This window comes from Candidatus Bathyarchaeota archaeon (genome assembly GCA_026014725.1).
GTDB lineage: Archaea > Thermoproteota > Bathyarchaeia > Bathyarchaeales > Bathycorpusculaceae > Bathycorpusculum.
In genome coordinates, this window is record JAOZHV010000029.1 from 83,778 (window position 1) to 101,282 (window position 17,505).

The following is a 17,505-nucleotide window of genomic DNA, read 5'->3' on the forward strand; positions in this document are numbered from 1 at the left end:
AACTTAATTACCCCCTGATATATCAAAGTCCTTGAAATTGAGAAACAAGTGACTTTTCCTGTATCTGCAACTCCCCCTCCCCTATAAGGGGAGGCTAAAGAAAAAAGCCACAACTATCCCAACCTGTTCCACAATTGCCCCAGCCCCAAACGGCAACCCCTAAAAGTGCTGGTTTAGCCAAAAAGCATTAATTTGATGAATAGAAAATTACTAGTGAAAAACCATGTATTCTAAATGCCCAGATTGTCACTCTGACACGTACAAATTCTCAACCGAAGTCTACATCTGCAAAAACCCAAACTGCCGACACGTCGACACAAGACTACTGACCAAAATGCTCAAAGAAATCGGTCTAAACGAAAAAGTAATCAAAAAAGTAGAAGCAAACCTAATCGCAAGCGTAATGTAACATCTACAGCTTACTTCGACGCTTCTTTAGTTTGCCACTGGCTACTCTTTGAAATTCAAGTTCAAAAGCAGCTACCGGATTCTCAAGCTTCCACGCCTCAAGCACCAGCGGATTAACTTCCCCCACAACGCCAACCTCAAAGCCGTCTACCATTATTTTGCCGACCCTGCCCTCAATAAAACTTGGATGACTGGTTTCTTCTATTTCCCACGCAACCCCAAAATTAGTCAAAAAAGCATCCAACACAGACTTTATCTCCGAAAAGTTCGCAACAGCATGAGCGGTAACAGCCACAAGCCAATCCTCATCACGTGTTTTTGTCTCACAAGACTCATCAAGCAAAGTAACCTTACTCAACTCGAAAATTTTTTGCGGAGACTCAACGGACTGGTTTTTACTCAAAAACTCCATAACACTCGGCAAGAGCCAGTTACGCATACATGTCATGGTAACAACTTTGGGGTTAGCAAGCTCCACCACCACGCTTTTTTCTATCTTCATCTTATCAAACAGATTCTCTGGGCTTGTTAGTGTATAATTGAGAATTTCTTGGTAACCAAAACCAACCATTAATTCACGCGCAAGATTAATTAGACGCTGATCAGGGTTGGGCTGACCTGTTGTCGGCAACTCACGCCACAACGGCTCAATATTATTATAACCATATGCGATAGCGATGTCTTCGATTATGTCAACTTGATGCATCACATCCACACGATAACATGGAACCAGAGCCGTCACGCTTTCACCGCTTACTTTTTCAACACCCAACCCCGCAGTCTGCAACAAGCTAGGAATTTCCTTTGCAGATACGTTTAAGCCCAATAGACGATTTGTGTACTCTACACTTAACTCAAAGCGCTTATCATTAAAGTCTGGTGTAACAACCATTTTTTGTGAATAATTTGATTTTTCAGGATAATTCACTGTAGCCCCATACGCGGTTCCTCCACGGTCAATCAAAGCCAAAGTAACCAAATTCAAAGTATTCAAAACCGTGCTGTGCTGAGTACCTGTCACTTCAACAAGCAGGTTCCGAGAGTCCTCGGTGATTTTGCCTAAATCGTTGGAATTTATGATCGGCGGGAACGAGAGCACTTTGCCTTCGCTGTCAAACAGCATCGGATAAAGCGGATTCTTCTTAACGATGTGGGCATACTCAACGCCTTTTGGATGACGCTCCAAAATCTCATCCAAATTCATCCTTTCTGTGAAACCTAAAGGAACGAAACTCACGTCTGCTGGTTTAACAGCGGTATATTCAATTGGTGGCTTGATTAAGTCAAAGTTGTAAATTCCGATGGATGTTTTTTGTCGGTTTCTGCCGTAGGTTTGGTCGAGTTTGTCTTGCAGGTGCATGATTCCCTTGATAATATCGTCTGAGAGGTGAATGCCTTTGATTATTGAGCAACAAATGTAGGGTCGAATATCCCACAATTTAGCATTAACGTTGACTTCTATAATTGATTTGCCAGCCGAATAACGTTTTATTCCCTTTTCTTGATTTAGATAGCCGCGTAATGCGCGTGTTAAGCCTTCTATGCTCCAGAGGTCAGGGCGATTGGTGTCTTTCATTTCAATGCTGAGAGTTGCTTCTTTTTGGTTGTATTGTTTTACCTCTGCTTTAACGTAAGCAAGTATGTCATCTAACTTTTCCATGTCGCCGTTGAAATGAATGTTTAGTAAACGTTCAAGCTCATTGTAGTCTACGTCAATTGTAGGCATTTTATGTCACCTGTTTCCTTCTCAGCCAAGCTAGGTCTTGGCTAAAAATCATGCGAATATCATCTATACCTGCACGCATCATAAACAAGCGGTCAACACCCAGTCCCCAAGCGATAACTGGCTCTTTTACGCCTAAGGGCAAGGTAACTTCTGGACGGAAGATCCCTGAGCCACCGAATTCTATCCAGCCGTATCCTTCCTTGTAAGCGCTGAGTTCCACGCTGGGTTCAGTGAAGGGGAAGTAGTCAGGTTTGTACTTGACTTTTTCTGCTCCTGCGATTTCCATGGCGAATTTGCCTAAAACTCCAAGCAGGTCTTTTAGGGTGAGGTTTTGATCGATTATGATGCCTTCCACTTGGTTGAATTCTGATAGATGAGTTTTGTCGGTTATCTCTGGACGGTAAACGCGCGCAATGGAGAAATGTTTGCTTGGCACTTGGTAATTTTTTGCTTCGAGTGTTCGGGCGCTAAGGCATGTGCCGTGCCCACGGAGAATTAACCGTTGTGCTTCTTTGAGTGAGTATTTATATCCCCATCCTGTTGAGCCTGTTATCCAGCCGTTTTCATGTGTTTCTTTGACTTGACGTAGGGCTGTTTGGTGTTTTGTGGTGCCGCCGTATTGTGGTTCTTTTATGTAGTAGATGTCGCTTGGTTCGCGTGCTGGGTGGTCCTGTGGCACGTAGAGTGCGTCGAAGTTAAAGAAGCTTGTTTCCACGGCTGTGCCAGTCATTTCTTGGAAGCCCAGCTGGACTAGTTTTGCTCTGACTTCGTCGAGGAATTGTAGGTATGGATGTTTTTTGCCGGGCCAAGTTTTCGCCACGGGCGCTTCTATGTTATATTTTTGAAGTTTGACTTCACGCCATTTACCTGTGATTATAAGTTCAGGGCTGAGTTTTGTGACTTCTGGAGTTTGGCTGATGGCTTCAGCTGCGGCCTTTTTTCCCTCTTCAGTGATTTTGAGGATACGGGTTGTTTTAGGTTCAATAGTGGCAAGTTTACGTTTCTTTAGCTGTTCAGCTGCCTCTTTGAGGACATCGCTTAACTCGTCAAGCACCACTTGCTCTTTGCTTCTCATATATTTTAGGAGTGTTTCGTCACATCCCTCTGGAATAAACGCCTGATGCAATAACGTTTCAGAAATGTTCAGTGTGTTGTCATGTGAGGAGTAGATTGCCCATTTCTTTCGAATAACCCACCCTTGCGCGATCTGAACGAATTGCTGTTCAAGCCCAGCTTTTTTAGCTGCTTCACGCAACTCAGCTTTGCCGCCCATCTCTGCAACAGCGTGGATCAGTTTTCGTTCTGGTAAGCCATTTTGGGCGTAGGTTTTGCCTTCGGCTGTGAGTTTTATGATGTTTTGGGTAATTGCCTGTATGGTTAGCAAGTTTTTTTCTTGCAGGGCTAATGCGGAGCGCATAACGGCGGCGTCTGGGAAACCGCAGGCTTCGACGAGTTGTTCTACTGAGGCTTTTCCTCCTTGTTTGTCTATTGCGGAGAGGACTTGTTGTTCCTGCGCTCTGAGTTCAACCATACATACGCAACCTTGTTTTGGCAAAGTGTGTTATTATTTAACAGTAGTTCTTTCGCCTCAAATAAAAGCATGTTGATTCATTTCAGCGAGCATGTGCCAAGAGCCAACGTTATTATCCACATTATTAATGGATAACGTTAAAAATGTTATTCACTACGTATGCGCACAAATTTTTTTATTTCATAGTCACACGTGTTGCTGTAATGACTCATAAGAACGCATATGTTTAAAATTAAACTCTCCGACTATAGATGATTCACGGATGAACCTATACGCTATATTGTCTTTATTTGCAAGCACTATCTCCATAACCTTAGGTATAAGCGTATTTTTTCTAAACAGAACTGCAAAACTAAACAGACTTTTCATGGTCATGATGATTTTTAACTCATATTGGGCGTTCTGCCTATTCATGATGTCTCAGTCCACTTCTCTGGCGGGCGCTCTTTTTTGGCAAAAAGTCCTTTTTCTCTGGCCATTTATTATGTCGCTTCTTTTGCACTTTACGTTAGCCTACACAGAAAGCAATCTTTTAAAAAACAAATTCATTTATGTCGCCTTATACTTTCCTGCGTTATTCTTTTCGCTAACCGATTTAACTAACCCAAACGTGATTAGTACAACACCTATTTTGAAATTCTGGGGTTACCAAAATACATTACCTAACAATTCTTTGCTGTGCTGGCTCGATAACATTTGGGCGTGCTCATTTGCTGTTTTATCAGTTGTTTTCTTTGTTAGGTATCATAATAGTTTGAAGGAAAAAACTAGGAAACAGCAAGCTAAAATTGTCGCTGTAGCATTCACAATCCCCATAATTTTAGCGTTAATCACAGATTCACTGTTTCCTTTTGCAGGAATAGACTTCCCAGGGTTAGGTGCAATATCCTGTAGCATAACTACATTTTTTGTAGCCTATGGCATGCTCAAGTATGAGTTGTTCAGCTTTAGACCTGAAATCGCAACAGAAAACATTTTCGCCACAATGTCAGACTCAGTTATCCTATTAACCCTTGACGGAAAAATCATGAAAGTCAACCAAGCCTTCAAGGATTTGACAGGATACAGCGAAAAAGAAGTTATCGGAAAAACAATAAACGAACTGTTACGTATGGCAAACGTCTTGAATCAGGAGAACAACCCGGCCAAAATTATTGAAAACCTGCGCAGTATACGAGAAATAAAGAACTATGAATTATCTTTCACCACTAAAACTGGGGAAAAACGAATAGTCACAGTATCCTGCTCTGTGGTATCTGATAATGGTGGGAAAGATGTTGGTGTAGCATTTGTTTTGCGTGATTTCACTGAACGGCGGGCTATTGAGCAGAAACTGCTTAAAGCTGAGAGGTTCGCATCGATTGGAGAGTTGGCAGGCATGTTGGGGCATGATTTGAGAAATCCGCTATCAGGCATCAGTGGCGCAAATTTCTATCTGCAACGAAAACTCAAAGGTAAACTTGACACTCAAGAAAAGGCCATGTTTGAAAGTATAGACAAAAGTATAGATTACTCAAACAAAATCATCAACGACCTACTGGACTATGCAAGCTGCTGCTCCGACGAAGTCAAATTGGAACTATCTCAGGTTACACCTAAATCCTTAGTTAAAGTTGCACAGACGCTTTCAGTGCAACCTAAGAACATCAAGTTACTGGATGAAACTGCGGATTCGCCACAATTTTACGTTGACGAAGTAAAGATTTGCCGTAGCTTCATCAACATCCTCAAAAACGCTTTCGATGCCATGCCAAACGGAGGTGAAGTGAGAGTAACAAGTGAAGTTAAAGCTGATAAAGTTACATTCACATTCAAAGACAGCGGTTGCGGCATGACTAAAGAAACCATCGAAAAACTCTGGACGCCCCTGTTCACCACTAAAGCCAAAGGTATGGGCTTTGGCATGATCATCTGCAAAAGGAACATCACGGCGCATGGCGGAAAAATTGATGTGGAAAGCGTTTTGGGGAAGGGGACAACCATAACAGTGAAGTTGCCGCTTAACCTCAAGTCTTGATTGAGAATATATTAAAAAAGAAACGAAATCTAATTTGAGGTTATTTGGATTTGCCAGCTTTTTTGGCGCAAGCAGTACTGCAGTACTTAACTTTCGCATCAAACGTCGTGAAAGGTTTCTTGCACACTTGACATTTCTTATCCAACCATAAACCTCCTTTGCATTCTTATTGGCGGTTGTGTGTAAAAGTTTTTCTCAAAGAAACAGCCAACCATTGGAGCGTTTAACTTCTGTTTGATAGAATATCTTTTTCAACAAACCCATGACATTTGATGTTGCGAAAAGTTTGTTGCTCTGCCATAGACCCCCTCCCCCTATATAAAGGGCTGATTTTTCAACATGTCTCTGGCTCAAAAAATCGCCAAAGCACCTGCCTCTTAGGTTTCAATTTAGAACCCCAATAGTGTCTAATATGCCATGCGAAAAACAAGTGAAAAATAATAAAGGAAAAAAGAAAAAGCGCCAGAGCTTATTTTATTTTACTTTGTAGTCTTCTGAGTCGACTACACGTTCGCCTTGTGGACCTTGAGTTCCGCCGCTTGGTGGTGGCTGTGGTCCTGCACCTGTCTGTTGTCCTTGCTGTTTGGCGTATTCTTGTGCTGCTTGCTGGTAGACTTTGGTTCCGACTTCTTGGAGCACCTTCTGTAGCGCGTCTGATTTTGCTTTGATTTGTGCCATGTCGTTGCTGGCAAGCGCGTTTTTGAGGTCTGTTACAGCTGCGTCGATTTTGCCTGTTTCTTCAGCTGAGAGTTTGCCTGCAAGGTCAGTCTTGGTGCGTTCAGCAGTATAAACGAGGCTGTCGGCGGTGTTGCGTGTTTCGGCTTCTTCCTTCTTCTTTCTGTCTTGTTCGGCGAACTGTTCTGCCTCTTTGATTAAGCGTTCTTTTTCTTCTTTGGATAGCTTTGTTGATGCTGTGATTGTGATTTTGGATTGTTTCCCTGTTCCGAGGTCTTTGGCAGTTACGTTTAGGATGCCGTTAGCGTCGATGTCAAAGGTTACTTCGATTTGTGGGACGCCTCGGGGTGCTGGCGGCAAATCTACAAGGTTAAACATGCCAAGCGAGACATTATCGGATGCCATGGCGCGTTCGCCTTGGAGCACGTGTATAGTAACTGCGGTCTGGAAGTCTGCGGCTGTCGTAAAGATTTGGCTACGTTTAGTGGGGATTGTTGTATTCTTTTCTAAGACTTTTGTGAAGACACCACCCATGGTTTCAACCCCTAGCGAAAGAGGGGTAACATCGAGCAGTAGCAGGTCGGTGACTTCGCCAGTGATGACTCCTGCCTGAATAGCAGCACCGATGGCAACGCATTCCATGGGGTCAACCCCACGTTCAGGTGCCTTGCCCAAGATTTGCTCAACAAACCTCTGCACTAAAGGCATACGGGTCATGCCGCCGATTAGAATGATTTTGTCAACCTGCTGAGGCGTTAGTTTAGCATCCTCCAGAGCCTTGAGCAGTGTGGGTCTTGTTCGCTCAACTATGGGTTGCGCGAGCGATTCAAGTTTGGTTCTTGTCAGGGTCATGTGCAGGTGTTTTGGTCCTGAAGCGTCTGCTGTGAGAAATGGCAAGTCAATGTCCGTACTCATGAGTGTGGACAGTTCAATCTTGGCTTTCTCTGCAGCGTCTTTGAGCCGAGACATAGCCATCTTATCGCCACTAACATCAATGCCTGTTTGACGCTTGAATTCGTCAAGGATATAGCCCATAACTGCTTTGTCAACATCTGTGCCGCCCAACTGTGTATCGCCGCTTGTGCTGAGTACTTGGAAGACACCTTTACCAAAATCCATGATTGTTACGTCATGGGTTCCTCCGCCGAAACTGAAAACAAGGATTTTCATTTCATGCTCAAGCTTGTCGATGCCGTACGCAAGGCATGCGGCTGTGGGTTCGTTGATGATGCGCATCACTTGGAAGCCTGCGATTTCTCCTGCGTCTTTGGTGGCTTGGCGCTGGTTGTCGTCAAAGTGAGCTGGGACAGTAATGACTGCCTTGTTTATGCTACCGCCCAAGTAGGTTTCTGCATCCTTCTTGATTTTCTGCAGAATGAACGCTGAGAGCTGCTGCGGGCTGTACTCTTTGCCGTAGATGTGGGCTTTGTAGTCTGTGCCCATTTTACGTTTTATTTCAAATACGGTTCCTTCAGGGTTGGTTGTGGCTTGGCGTTTTGCGGGTTCACCAACCAACAGCTGTCCATCCTTAGTGAATGCAACAACTGACGGGAACATTTTTCCAGCCATTGTTGGTCCTTCCGCGCTGGGAATGACCGTTGCATGTCCACCTTCATAGATGGCAGCTGCTGAATTGGTTGTTCCCAAATCTATACCTAACACTTTTTGATTGGTTTTTTGATTACTCATTTACTTTTTCCTCCGTTTGATTACTTTTGTTATCCGATGACTTTGATGGCTTAACGGCTACTTTCACGATGCTTGGTCTTAACACTTTACCCCTCATCATGTAGCCTTTTCTTATTTCTTCTACTATCATGCAACCATCGATGCCGTCCTGCTCGACAGCGACAATAGCGTTATGGCACGTAGGGTCAAATACCTTGCCTTTGACGCACTCTATTGGAGAGACGCCTTCTTGCTCAAGAACTTTTCTTAACTTCTTTAAGGTCATTTCAACGCCTTCAACTAAGCTTTTTTGCGATTTCTCTGCTGACTTGCCTGCTTTAACCGCCAACTCTAACTCATCCATAACGTCCAATAACCCAACGATTATCCGCTCGTTGCAGTAATCCTTGATTTGCTGGGTTTCCCTATCAAACCGTTTCTTTTGATTCTCAAAGTCAGCCTGCAAGTACTTGAGCCTATTCAAGTATTCTTCAGAACGCTTCTTTTCACACTCAAGAAGCTGTTCAAAATCAACTGGCTGAGGCTCTTGGTCATCAACCATTGAACGTATCCCTCTACCACAAGTACCAAACAATTCAAAAGCAGGAATAGAAAAATATTTCGCTTAAACAAAGCATAAACTACACGAAAAACGTAACATCAGCAAATAATCCAAGCATTCTTAAGGTCTAAAACCGCCCAAAGTGCAAAGCGCCAAAGCCGCAGCCGTTAAATCAGCTGTAGTCCCGGGATTACAAGAGTTCCCACTAAGCCGCAAGCGCCTATCAAACTCTGCTAAGCGATTTTTTCCTTCAACAGTCTCTAATCCGTCAAGTTCAAGTATTGCTTTAGCTTCAGCGGACACTTCTTGAGCTTTCTGTTTACCGACTTTACGAGCAATAAAAGTGTCAGCGCGCTCTGAGAGGATTTTTAAGAAAGTATGCACCACAGCAGTGGTGAGCGGTTTGCTTTCAAGTTGGCTTGTAAGGTACGGGTAAGCCAAATCAAACGTTATCGGATAATTGTTTACCCATTCATAGCATATGTCATCATAACTTTGGGCAATCTTGAAAACCTCAAACAACCCAACATTCTCTTTAAGTAACCGCTCCTTCGAATGCGGGTCAGTAACATCCAAATCAGGTGCGCCGCCAAGCCCGCTTGGACAAGCAATATCCACCGCCTCGTAGAGGTGAACAGAATCCCATGCGCTAGCCGCCCTAACCACAGAATCAATGTTTTTGCGCAGAACTCTGAAATCAAACTGGTAAGCCTTCTTTGTTGGCGTCATTCCAGCAGCAACAGCAATGGGAACAAACAGCATCAGTGTGCCCAAAATCGTGTTTCCGCCTCTCTGCCAAGCCGCAACATTCAAAGCACAAGTCTTAATCAACTCGCCTACGCCAACCTTGCCAGCCTCAAATTTCCCCTTAGCCACAGAAACACCGCGGTAAGCCGCCTCCTCAAGCGTTGACCCCACAGCGACAGCGGAAGCAAAAAAATGCTCCACTCTAGTGCGCTCAAAACTTGACGTTAAACTCACGTTGCCTGGTTTTTCAGCGCCCACCTCAAGAAGCATCGCCAATTGCAAACACTTCGAAATATGCTGTGCTTTTTCACAGTCGCCCAATGGATGCACCGACATTACTGGTTCAAAGTGAAGCTTTATTAAACTTTTGAAAAAAATAAACCCGTAAAGGCGATGGCTCTGAGGGCACGAGAAGGAGACCTAATTAAAACCAAAAGCAACGTAATCTTCGACGTTAAAGGCACAGTTCACCCAAAAGACAAAGTCATCGCGTTCCCCCGTTTCATCCCTCAACCAGAAGGCACAAGAAAAGACAAGGACGCAACCTACGGCAAAGTCTACAGCCTAAGCGACAGATTCCGCTACCTACAAGAAAACCACCCGGATCTCATAGTTTTCGACCCCGTTTTCGGCGAAACCCTCTGCGAAGTCCCAGCAGAGCAAATCTCCGAGCACTACCAGCCCACAGAAAAACTCGCCTCACTACGTACATCCAAGCGCCTCACCGCATTAGAAAACAAGGCACTCCAACTTGCCACAGCACTAAAAGAAAAGGCAGACATACCATGGAGTAGCATCGGCATTTCAGGCTCCATTATGGCAGGCTTAACTACAGAAAAATCAGACATCGACCCTATTGTTTCCGGCGTGGAAAACTGCAGAAAAGCCTACGGTGCCCTGCAAGACCTTCTTCAAGATGAGAACAGCCAATTCAAACCGTATACAAAACAAGAGCTCCAAATCCTCTTCGACTTCCGTTCGAAAGACACCCACATGAGCTTCGAGGATTTTGTTTCAATCGAAAGCCGCAAAGCCTTCCAAGGCATGTTCATGGGCACCGACTTCTTTGTCCGATTCGTGAAAGATTACCATGAAATCACCGAGCAATACGGTGATGTGCACTACAAGAACAGCGGCTACATAAAAATAGTAGCCAACATAGCTGGCACCTCGGATGCGCTGTTCACGCCCTGCACATACAAGTTGCGAGACGTTCAAGTTGTGGATGGACCAAAACTCGAGCCAATAACCGAAATCTCATCGTTTCGCGGCCGGTTCTGCCAGCAAGCAACAGTCGGGGAAACAGTTGAAGCGCAGGGCAAAATCGAGCTTGTTACCGATAATAAAAGCAAAAATGAGCACTACCGCCTTATATTGGGCAATAAGCCCTCGGATTACATGGTACTCAAGCGCTAATGTATCACTTTTAGCACTTGATCATAGTACCGAGGACAATACGTTAACGTAACTTGCAAGAAAATGCTTTTCGGCGAAGCCACCTCTTCAAGATTGCCTTCAACAATGACAGTTTCATCCTTTTCTGCTTGCAAGCGGAACTCTTCCATAAAAGAGAAAATCCGCTTAGCCTCAAGCGCTTCTTTTGGGCCGTCTAAAACTTTCAGCGGCTCGATACCATAGATTGATGGAATGAACGGCGCTTCGTCATCTGCTTTGACACGCGCTTTTAGTTTAACCCAACCTTTACGCTTAATCGTGGTTTGCGGGTCATATTCGGACTTGATTTCATCCCAAGCCTTAACAGGTTCAAACTCAGTCTTTATAGTTCTCCCAGAGGCTTCGTCATCGTATAACCCGTAAATTTGTTTTCGGCGCTGATGCCAAACAAAGTCTTTCACGGTAAAATTTTTGAAACGCCATTGCTTGCCCGCCATAACTTTGACAGATTCAAATTCGTTGTGGAAGTGAGAGTTTTTTTCTTTGTAGAGAGCTTGGAGGGTTTTTCGGATTTTTTTATTTTCTTTTTTACCATACACGGTTAGGTCTATGTCTGAGTATTTTGGGTGGTGAAAATTATGCAGCATTGAACCGAAAACGCCAAAGTTCCTCGCCTTTAATCCCGATTTTCCCGTAACTACCTTCAGCACATTCAAAGTGGCTTCTACAAGTTCATCTTTAGGCGGGGCGTGGATGAGTTCTTGGAGGCGCTCTTCGGGTTTTCTTACGCGGTAGATATCATCCAGATGGACACCAACGACTTTTTGGCGAAGCATCTCATGGTAAATCGCATATTTTTGGAATTGAGTAGAAACAAGCTTCATACCTTCATCATTATAGAATTTGTAGAAAGTTTGGTTGGGCGCGGTTCTTGGCGCTCTGGGGTCGGTTGACTTGAATATGTTCTGTGAGGCGTATTCTGCATCGCAGATGTAGGCGTCATTTGGGTGGCTATAGCCGAAGACTCGAAAGATTAAGCCTTCAACTGTTTGGATGGCGTCTCGGTCACGCAGTTTTATATTGGCCATATGTATTCTTCCTCTGAAGTGGCTGTTCCGACTACCACTTGATAAAACACACTACCGTCACGTGTAGATTTGACTTTCTCTATTTTGCCTGCAACTTTTATTTTTTGTCCTGTTCGGGCGACGTTGCGGTAACAACCTATGTTTGAGATTACCGTAGCAGGTATTTTGTCTATGTCTAGTTCTGATTGGTTATCTTGAGGCTGGTAGTTGGTGATCTTGTATGTTGCTGGGCGGTACATGGTTTGTGTGTCGTCACAAATTGTTGCCGTGAAACGGACTGGTTCCAGCGGCGTATAAGTGCAATCGCCGTAATGGGTGGTGATTTCATGGGGTTTTCTGGTTGCGTTGTACATCCAAATTTTGCCCTTATATTTTCCAACAAACTTCCTTGCGGCTTCTATGCGGTTACCAGCGATGTAAGAGAGTTTCCCCTCGTTTACGAGTCGTTGAATGGCGTCTTCTACACTGCGAAAGTTTTCTGTGCCGTAGACAACAAAATCCATGTCTGACTCTTGAGAATGCATATCAAGCGCAATTGAACCATGCATACCTAAATCAGTTAAATCCACGCTTGACTCTTTAGAAACAAGGTTAACGAGCTCAAGCGCTGTTTTTTGTAACGCGTCATGTTTGGGCAGGTTTTGGAGCCAAACAAGACGGTCTTTTGGAACAAAAACTTGCCTTATTTTTTCCAGCGGCGCAGTTATGAGCTCTTTTCCTCGTGTTTCATCAAAGAAGAGGTAGTCAGGAAAGTTTTTACGGAATGCCTCAGTGAACGTTTGGTAGTTTTTGGCGGTGTAGAGTTTTTCTGCTCTGAACAATTGGCTGGTTAGTGGGTCTGAGCCGAATTTCCATGTGCGCGTGAGCATTTGTACGTTAAAGAGGTCTTTGTATTTCGCTGGGATATATTTAAGAAAAGCAAAAACTCGGTCTTCAGGGTGTTCATAACCAAACGTGTTAAAGATGAAGCCATCCTGCGTGACGAATGTGTCTCCATCCATCGGCGCCCAAATTTCTGATTCCGTGCGTTACACCGCGAAATACTGTAATTTGTTAATTAAAAAAGTTATTGCACATAATTCATAGTTAGCGAGTGCTGGACTGACTACAAAATTCGAGGGTACCCAACGGATGCCCGCTTACATTCTCAGTTTCCTTGGCTACGCATGCCATGAAAACACTATGTTGCCATAGCCATGCCATGCCAATTATTGCGGTTCCTAATTGGGTACCCTCAATATTAGGTACGTTAACAGGAAAAATATCAATTTTTGTTGTAAACAAGCTGTAGCCACAATAGCAGTTGATTTTCAAAAGACTTTTAACATGCCCAGTAAGTTTATTTTCAATGTACTTGAAAGCCATTGCAAGCACACTAAATTCCAGACGGTTTTGGATTTGGCAAATCAGCGGTGCCATAATCTACGCTATCCCAGCGACTATTCGGATTGCAACAGGAGATTCTGTTTTGCCGTTCCTAAGCCTGTTTGCTACCCCTTGGATTGGACACTACGTACCAGCCAACTTGGTGGAGAAAATTTTGGTTAACGCATTTTTCCCCGGCGGTGCAGGAGCAATTGCAGGAGAAGTTTTCTACACAAACAAGTATGGCGAACCCGTTACCAGAAAAAAGAAGTATCTTGCACGACTGGGCGGCGCCATGCTTTGGGTAACAGCATGGACGTTATTTCAATACTGGGGTAACGCGCAAAACATCATAAGCACGTATGGCGGCAACCTCTTTGAGTACCCTTCAATTTACCCCCTGAACTTCGGCTTGGCTGCGCTTTCAGTCTTCACCCCTGATGTGGTCGGCTTCGTCAAGAATAAAACAGCAAAAGCCTACCACAGGCTTAGGCGCAACAAAGAGTGTTAAAGTTAATATGGCTATAGGAGCTTAAAGTGGAAGCATGTCCTTTCATGTTAGACGCAAAGACCGAGAAATCACAGACCCAGAAGAGATGCGCCAAGTCCTAAAAACCACAAAATACGTCACAATAGCCCTCTGCATGGATGACACCCCCTACCTTGTCGCACTCAGTCATGGTTACGACCAGACTAAAAACTGCCTCTATTTTCACTGTGCACCAGAAGGCAAAAAGCTCGTCTACGCTAAAGCTAACCCGCAAGTGTGGGGGCAAGCGGTGCTTGATTACGGGGTTACTGACGAATGTGATTATGCATATACGTCGGTCCACTTCAGCGGCAAACTTGTTTTAATCGATGATTTAGAGGAGAAATGGCATGCCCTCAAAACACTAGTATACCAAACCTCCAACACTCCTGAAGAAAAACTAGCCAAAGTCAAACCTGAAAAACTTCAACGCACAACCATGGGCAGAATCGACATCACATACATGAGCGGCAAAAAACATCAAGCGCCAGAAACCCAAAAATGATTAAAAGCAGTATCATAGAGTAGCGGTCTGGAAAATATTATGCTGAACATGAAACTGTCCTCTAAACTAACCAAAACAGCCCTCATCCTCTTGATTCTCTTCATAGTGGCTTTCTTAGTTTACTGGGCAACTGGCGAAGGACACCCAACATGGTACAACTACTATGTACGTTTAGCCGATGCTTTCCTTCACGGGCGCCTCTACCTGCTAGACAACCCCAGTTGGCTAAACGAGCTCATACCTAACCCTTCAGGCCCAGGATTCTACGTTGTTTATCCACCCCTGCCTGCGTTCATCATGACGCCCCTTGTTGCCCTGTTTGGGACAGACCTAAACCAAACGTTAGTAGGATTATTTTTTGCTGCCGCCACGGTTCCTCTTGCCTTTCTCGTCGCCAGAGACGTAACCCACAAACCAACCGATATAGCCCCCGTCAAGAAAACAACGTACATTTGGTTTGCATCACTCTTCGGTTTTGGCACCCTATTCTGGTATCTTGCAAGTTTAGGTTCAGTATGGCTCATTGCACAAGTCATGGCAACATTCTTCATGTTTTTGGCGTTGCATGAATCCTTCAACAAGAACCGCCCCCTTCTAATCGGCTTGCTTGTGGGCGCATCATACTGGTGCAGGCTCCCAACGATACTTGGCATTTTCTTTTTTGCAGGACTTGCCATCACTAAACAACAAAACGCAAAGTGGATGGGGAAATTCAAGTCAGCCCTGCCAGCACTTATAAAAATGGCAATCGGCGTGGGTGTCTTTGTAATTGCTAATTTTGTTTATAATTATCTTCGTTTCGGCACAATCTTTGATGTCGGCTACTGGCTAATTCCAGGCGTCCTCGACGAGCCATGGTTCCGCCATGGACACTTCAGCCTCCTTAACATACCCGACAACCTGCTACCGTTCCTGACGGGATTGCCGATATTAACGTCAACTGCTCCATACTTGCAATTTCCTATGAGTGGAATGGCAATATGGTTTACCACGCCCGCTTTTGTTTTTGCCTTAAAGGCTAAGTTAAAAGACCGCGTTAATCAATGGAGTTGGGTTGCCATATTTTACATTGCGTCAGTGATATTCACGAATGCCGCGACGGGCTGGGGCTTTGGATACCGCTACGCCATGGACTTCTACCCGTTCCTCTTCATTCTTACAGTCCGCGGAATGGGGGCAAACCTCAAATGGTACCACAAACTCCTAATCATTCTTGGAATAATCGTGAACCTTTGGGGTGTGGTCGCGATTAACAAGTTCCCCGACGCACAAGTTCTAGTTTAACCCCAAGCTGCGGCAGAGTTAACAACAGCTGATTCCTAACAAATCTTTAAGCCAAAAGCGGGAAAGCTTAATTAGCTAAAATATAGTGTATTGTTCGGCGCTTATGCCCAGGTAGTATAGTCAGGTCTAGTATATGCGGCTGTCGCCCGCAGGACCCGGGTCCAAATCCCGGCCTGGGCGCCACTTCTCTGTTATTTTGCTTGAGAGGATTTTGAATACATATGGTCACTAAAGATTGTCTGTCCATAAGCAATAAATAATATCTTAAGATAACCGATATTATGGTCGATATGAAAAAGCAAGCCGAAATCCCCTGCACATCTTGCCAGTCATGGAATAGTAAACAGAAAAAATTTTCCTGCAACCCAGACGACTGCAAAGAACTTACTACATGGCTGTTTGCAAATGCTCCGCAATTACGCAAGGAGACCGTACAATTGCAGGTGCGTCTTCCAGAAATCGCAATCAAATACGTAGTCTAAAATAACATATTTTTCAGCATTTTTTGATTCTATTAGCTTTATTATCATCCTTGCATAGTTTAGGACTGAGGTTTTTTGGCGTTTTAATCAAACGTGTGCAGAAAAGATATACATCAACACAGCTACTATCAACAAGAAGATGACTCTCACCCAAAAACCAAAAGTCCACATCCGAAATCCCGATAATTGGTTAGTTGATGTCATAAAAAAAGTTAACAGTAGTGCCGTAGAGCAACAGGTTGTCACCCGCTCAAGCAACAGCCTCTGCGTTCTCTGCAAAGGCGCACGATTCCTCTGTGGGAAAACACGTTGCCCCATAATGGTTAAAGTCAACTATTTCCTCAAGAGCGTGCCCCTCATGGAAACTGAAGACATAGCAGGGATGTCGCCACCAAGCGTTTTCATCGGCAGAATCGGCTACCCAAACGTCTACGTGGGGCCACTGGTGCCGCCAGTGCATGAAGACACAAGTATTTATGATTTACCCGAGCGTTGGTTCGGCAAATCTATGGATGAAATTGTGGGTTTCCGCAGTTTGCTTGTACGTGGCAAGCACCTAGTTAACGTCCAAAAATTTACCGAAGCTGGCAAAATAATGGATCAGACACGTGAATTAGCTCTAGCTGACACAAGCGTTGACATGGAGCTCAACCTTACCAAGAAGCCCAGAGGCTCAATATATCTTGATGATGACATTCAGCCGTTTGGGCCTTCTGCGCCAATTCGAGACCTGCGAGTGGGCAACGCACGTTACGATGACAAGATTGAGAAAGCCTATTATGACACGGACTTGCGAGCTACAAATGCCGTGGTAGAGCTCTACAATCGAGGCGTCATGGTGACTAAAATTCAGAAGGCCTTCAGCGTAGGCGCATTCGGCATTGAAAAGAAAAGACGCCTTGTTCCCACACGCTGGAGCATAACAGCAGTTGATGACATCATCTCCAAAAGCTTGGTGGAGAAGGTTAAAACTTTTCCTGAAATAAACGAGTACAGAGTTTATGAATCGATTTACTTAGATAACGTGTTTGAAATTCTCATGATTCCTGCCCAGTGGAGCTATGAATCAATGGAAGCATGGTACCCAGGCACTGTTTGGAACCCTAACGGAAAAAGCATAGCCATCTTCTCAGATTGGGAGGGCAACAGTGGACGCACAACCTACGCTGCGATAGGCGGCTGCTACTACTCCGCACGCTTAGCCGTCTGTGAGCAACTCCAAAGAGAGAGGCGGCAAGCAACAGTTATTGTCCTACGCGAAGCAAGACCTGGCTATATCATGCCTATCGGCGTGTGGCAAGTCCGTGAGAACGTTCGAAACGCCATGCGTCAAAAACCATACATGTTCAAGAGCCTCGCTGAGTCATTGCAATTTATCAGCAGTAGGTTTGAGATTCCTCTGCAACGATGGATATTACAGAGTGAACTCTTAAAAAGAGCGCTATTCCAGAAAAAGATAACCGACTTCTTTAAGGGCTAAATTGGGCAAATTTTAAAATAACTAACCGCTTTATAACTTGCTT

At 44.4% G+C, this 17,505-nt stretch carries 16 protein-coding genes and 1 tRNA gene; 9 read left to right on the top strand and 8 right to left on the bottom strand.

The window, feature by feature from the left end; all coding sequences use genetic code 11:
* Positions 1–223: 223 nt before the first annotated feature.
* Positions 224–409, top strand: a complete 186-nt coding sequence (locus tag NWE95_06465; GenBank protein MCW4003538.1) for a hypothetical protein — start codon at positions 224–226, stop codon at positions 407–409.
* Between the two features lie 3 nt (positions 410–412).
* On the opposite strand, the gene pheT is transcribed toward NWE95_06465, so the two are convergent.
* Positions 413–2,134 carry a phenylalanine--tRNA ligase subunit beta gene (gene pheT, locus NWE95_06470; protein ID MCW4003539.1) on the bottom strand — a complete coding sequence of 574 codons (1,722 nt, stop codon included), beginning with the start codon at positions 2,132–2,134 and terminating at the stop codon, positions 413–415.
* 1 nt (position 2,135) lies between these two features.
* Positions 2,136–3,665, bottom strand: coding sequence for a phenylalanine--tRNA ligase subunit alpha (locus NWE95_06475; GenBank protein ID MCW4003540.1), 1,530 nt, complete (start codon positions 3,663–3,665; stop codon positions 2,136–2,138).
* A gap of 262 nt (positions 3,666–3,927) precedes the next feature.
* Between NWE95_06475 and NWE95_06480 the strand changes: the two genes are divergently transcribed.
* Complete coding sequence (locus tag NWE95_06480) at positions 3,928–5,682, top strand: ATP-binding protein (GenBank protein MCW4003541.1); 1,755 nt, start codon at positions 3,928–3,930, stop codon at positions 5,680–5,682.
* 474 nt (positions 5,683–6,156) lie between these two features.
* Here the strand turns inward: NWE95_06480 and dnaK are convergent, their stop codons facing one another.
* The 3 genes from dnaK to NWE95_06495 all read right to left on the bottom strand — a co-directional run bounded on the left by dnaK (position 6,157) and on the right by NWE95_06495 (position 9,610).
* Complete coding sequence (dnaK, locus tag NWE95_06485) at positions 6,157–8,046, bottom strand: molecular chaperone DnaK (GenBank protein ID MCW4003542.1); 1,890 nt, start codon at positions 8,044–8,046, stop codon at positions 6,157–6,159.
* A complete protein-coding gene (locus NWE95_06490) occupies positions 8,039–8,587 on the bottom strand; it encodes a nucleotide exchange factor GrpE (protein MCW4003543.1) in 549 nt (182 codons plus the stop codon). Before NWE95_06490 ends, dnaK begins: the two co-directional genes overlap by 8 nt.
* A gap of 120 nt (positions 8,588–8,707) precedes the next feature.
* Positions 8,708–9,610 carry a triphosphoribosyl-dephospho-CoA synthase gene (locus NWE95_06495; GenBank protein ID MCW4003544.1) on the bottom strand — a complete coding sequence of 301 codons (903 nt, stop codon included), beginning with the start codon at positions 9,608–9,610 and terminating at the stop codon, positions 8,708–8,710.
* A 117-nt stretch (positions 9,611–9,727) separates the two neighbouring features.
* Between NWE95_06495 and NWE95_06500 the strand changes: the two genes are divergently transcribed.
* Positions 9,728–10,750: a hypothetical protein gene (locus NWE95_06500; protein ID MCW4003545.1), complete on the top strand. Its 1,023-nt coding sequence runs from the start codon at positions 9,728–9,730 to the stop codon at positions 10,748–10,750.
* On the opposite strand, the gene NWE95_06505 is transcribed toward NWE95_06500, so the two are convergent.
* The 3 genes from NWE95_06505 to NWE95_06515 all read right to left on the bottom strand — a co-directional run bounded on the left by NWE95_06505 (position 10,747) and on the right by NWE95_06515 (position 13,182).
* Complete coding sequence (locus tag NWE95_06505; protein MCW4003546.1) at positions 10,747–11,817, bottom strand: nucleotidyltransferase domain-containing protein; 1,071 nt, start codon at positions 11,815–11,817, stop codon at positions 10,747–10,749. The genes NWE95_06500 and NWE95_06505 overlap by 4 nt on opposite strands.
* On the bottom strand, positions 11,805–12,818 hold the full coding sequence (locus NWE95_06510; GenBank protein MCW4003547.1) for a hypothetical protein: 1,014 nt from the start codon (positions 12,816–12,818) through the stop codon (positions 11,805–11,807). The genes NWE95_06505 and NWE95_06510 overlap by 13 nt, the downstream gene beginning before the upstream one ends.
* Positions 12,819–12,903: 85 nt before the next feature.
* Entirely contained in the window at positions 12,904–13,182 is a 279-nt protein-coding gene (locus tag NWE95_06515) for a hypothetical protein (GenBank protein ID MCW4003548.1), read from the bottom strand.
* On the opposite strand from NWE95_06515, the gene NWE95_06520 reads away from it, so the two are divergent.
* The 6 genes from NWE95_06520 to NWE95_06545 all read left to right on the top strand — a co-directional run bounded on the left by NWE95_06520 (position 13,166) and on the right by NWE95_06545 (position 17,462).
* Complete coding sequence (locus NWE95_06520) at positions 13,166–13,693, top strand: hypothetical protein (protein ID MCW4003549.1); 528 nt, start codon at positions 13,166–13,168, stop codon at positions 13,691–13,693. The genes NWE95_06515 and NWE95_06520 overlap by 17 nt on opposite strands.
* A gap of 34 nt (positions 13,694–13,727) precedes the next feature.
* Positions 13,728–14,216, top strand: a complete 489-nt coding sequence (locus tag NWE95_06525; protein MCW4003550.1) for a pyridoxamine 5'-phosphate oxidase family protein — start codon at positions 13,728–13,730, stop codon at positions 14,214–14,216.
* 39 nt (positions 14,217–14,255) lie between these two features.
* Positions 14,256–15,500: a DUF4407 domain-containing protein gene (locus tag NWE95_06530; protein MCW4003551.1), complete on the top strand. Its 1,245-nt coding sequence runs from the start codon at positions 14,256–14,258 to the stop codon at positions 15,498–15,500.
* 105 nt (positions 15,501–15,605) lie between these two features.
* A tRNA-Asp gene (locus NWE95_06535) sits at positions 15,606–15,683 on the top strand.
* 98 nt (positions 15,684–15,781) lie between these two features.
* Entirely contained in the window at positions 15,782–15,982 is a 201-nt protein-coding gene (locus tag NWE95_06540; GenBank protein ID MCW4003552.1) for a hypothetical protein, read from the top strand.
* Positions 15,983–16,121: 139 nt separating this feature from the next.
* Positions 16,122–17,462, top strand: coding sequence for an Nre family DNA repair protein (locus NWE95_06545; protein ID MCW4003553.1), 1,341 nt, complete (start codon positions 16,122–16,124; stop codon positions 17,460–17,462).
* Positions 17,463–17,505: the final 43 nt, after the last annotated feature.

What these genes read in the sequence shown, in the direction of transcription:
- NWE95_06465 (MCW4003538.1), top strand. Translation starts at nt 224, where the DNA reads ATGTATTCTAAATGCCCAGATTGTCACTCTGACACGTACAAATTCTCA.
- pheT (MCW4003539.1), bottom strand. Translation starts at nt 2,134, where the DNA reads ATGCCTACAATTGACGTAGACTACAATGAGCTTGAACGTTTACTAAAC.
- NWE95_06475 (MCW4003540.1), bottom strand. Translation starts at nt 3,665, where the DNA reads ATGGTTGAACTCAGAGCGCAGGAACAACAAGTCCTCTCCGCAATAGAC.
- NWE95_06480 (MCW4003541.1), top strand. Translation starts at nt 3,928, where the DNA reads ATGAACCTATACGCTATATTGTCTTTATTTGCAAGCACTATCTCCATA.
- dnaK (MCW4003542.1), bottom strand. Translation starts at nt 8,046, where the DNA reads ATGAGTAATCAAAAAACCAATCAAAAAGTGTTAGGTATAGATTTGGGA.
- NWE95_06490 (MCW4003543.1), bottom strand. Translation starts at nt 8,587, where the DNA reads ATGGTTGATGACCAAGAGCCTCAGCCAGTTGATTTTGAACAGCTTCTT.
- NWE95_06500 (MCW4003545.1), top strand. Translation starts at nt 9,728, where the DNA reads ATGGCTCTGAGGGCACGAGAAGGAGACCTAATTAAAACCAAAAGCAAC.
- NWE95_06505 (MCW4003546.1), bottom strand. Translation starts at nt 11,817, where the DNA reads ATGGCCAATATAAAACTGCGTGACCGAGACGCCATCCAAACAGTTGAA.
- NWE95_06510 (MCW4003547.1), bottom strand. Translation starts at nt 12,818, where the DNA reads ATGGATGGAGACACATTCGTCACGCAGGATGGCTTCATCTTTAACACG.
- NWE95_06520 (MCW4003549.1), top strand. Translation starts at nt 13,166, where the DNA reads ATGTACTTGAAAGCCATTGCAAGCACACTAAATTCCAGACGGTTTTGG.
- NWE95_06515 (MCW4003548.1), bottom strand. Translation starts at nt 13,182, where the DNA reads ATGGCTTTCAAGTACATTGAAAATAAACTTACTGGGCATGTTAAAAGT.
- NWE95_06525 (MCW4003550.1), top strand. Translation starts at nt 13,728, where the DNA reads ATGTCCTTTCATGTTAGACGCAAAGACCGAGAAATCACAGACCCAGAA.
- NWE95_06530 (MCW4003551.1), top strand. Translation starts at nt 14,256, where the DNA reads ATGCTGAACATGAAACTGTCCTCTAAACTAACCAAAACAGCCCTCATC.
- NWE95_06540 (MCW4003552.1), top strand. Translation starts at nt 15,782, where the DNA reads ATGGTCGATATGAAAAAGCAAGCCGAAATCCCCTGCACATCTTGCCAG.
- NWE95_06545 (MCW4003553.1), top strand. Translation starts at nt 16,122, where the DNA reads ATGACTCTCACCCAAAAACCAAAAGTCCACATCCGAAATCCCGATAAT.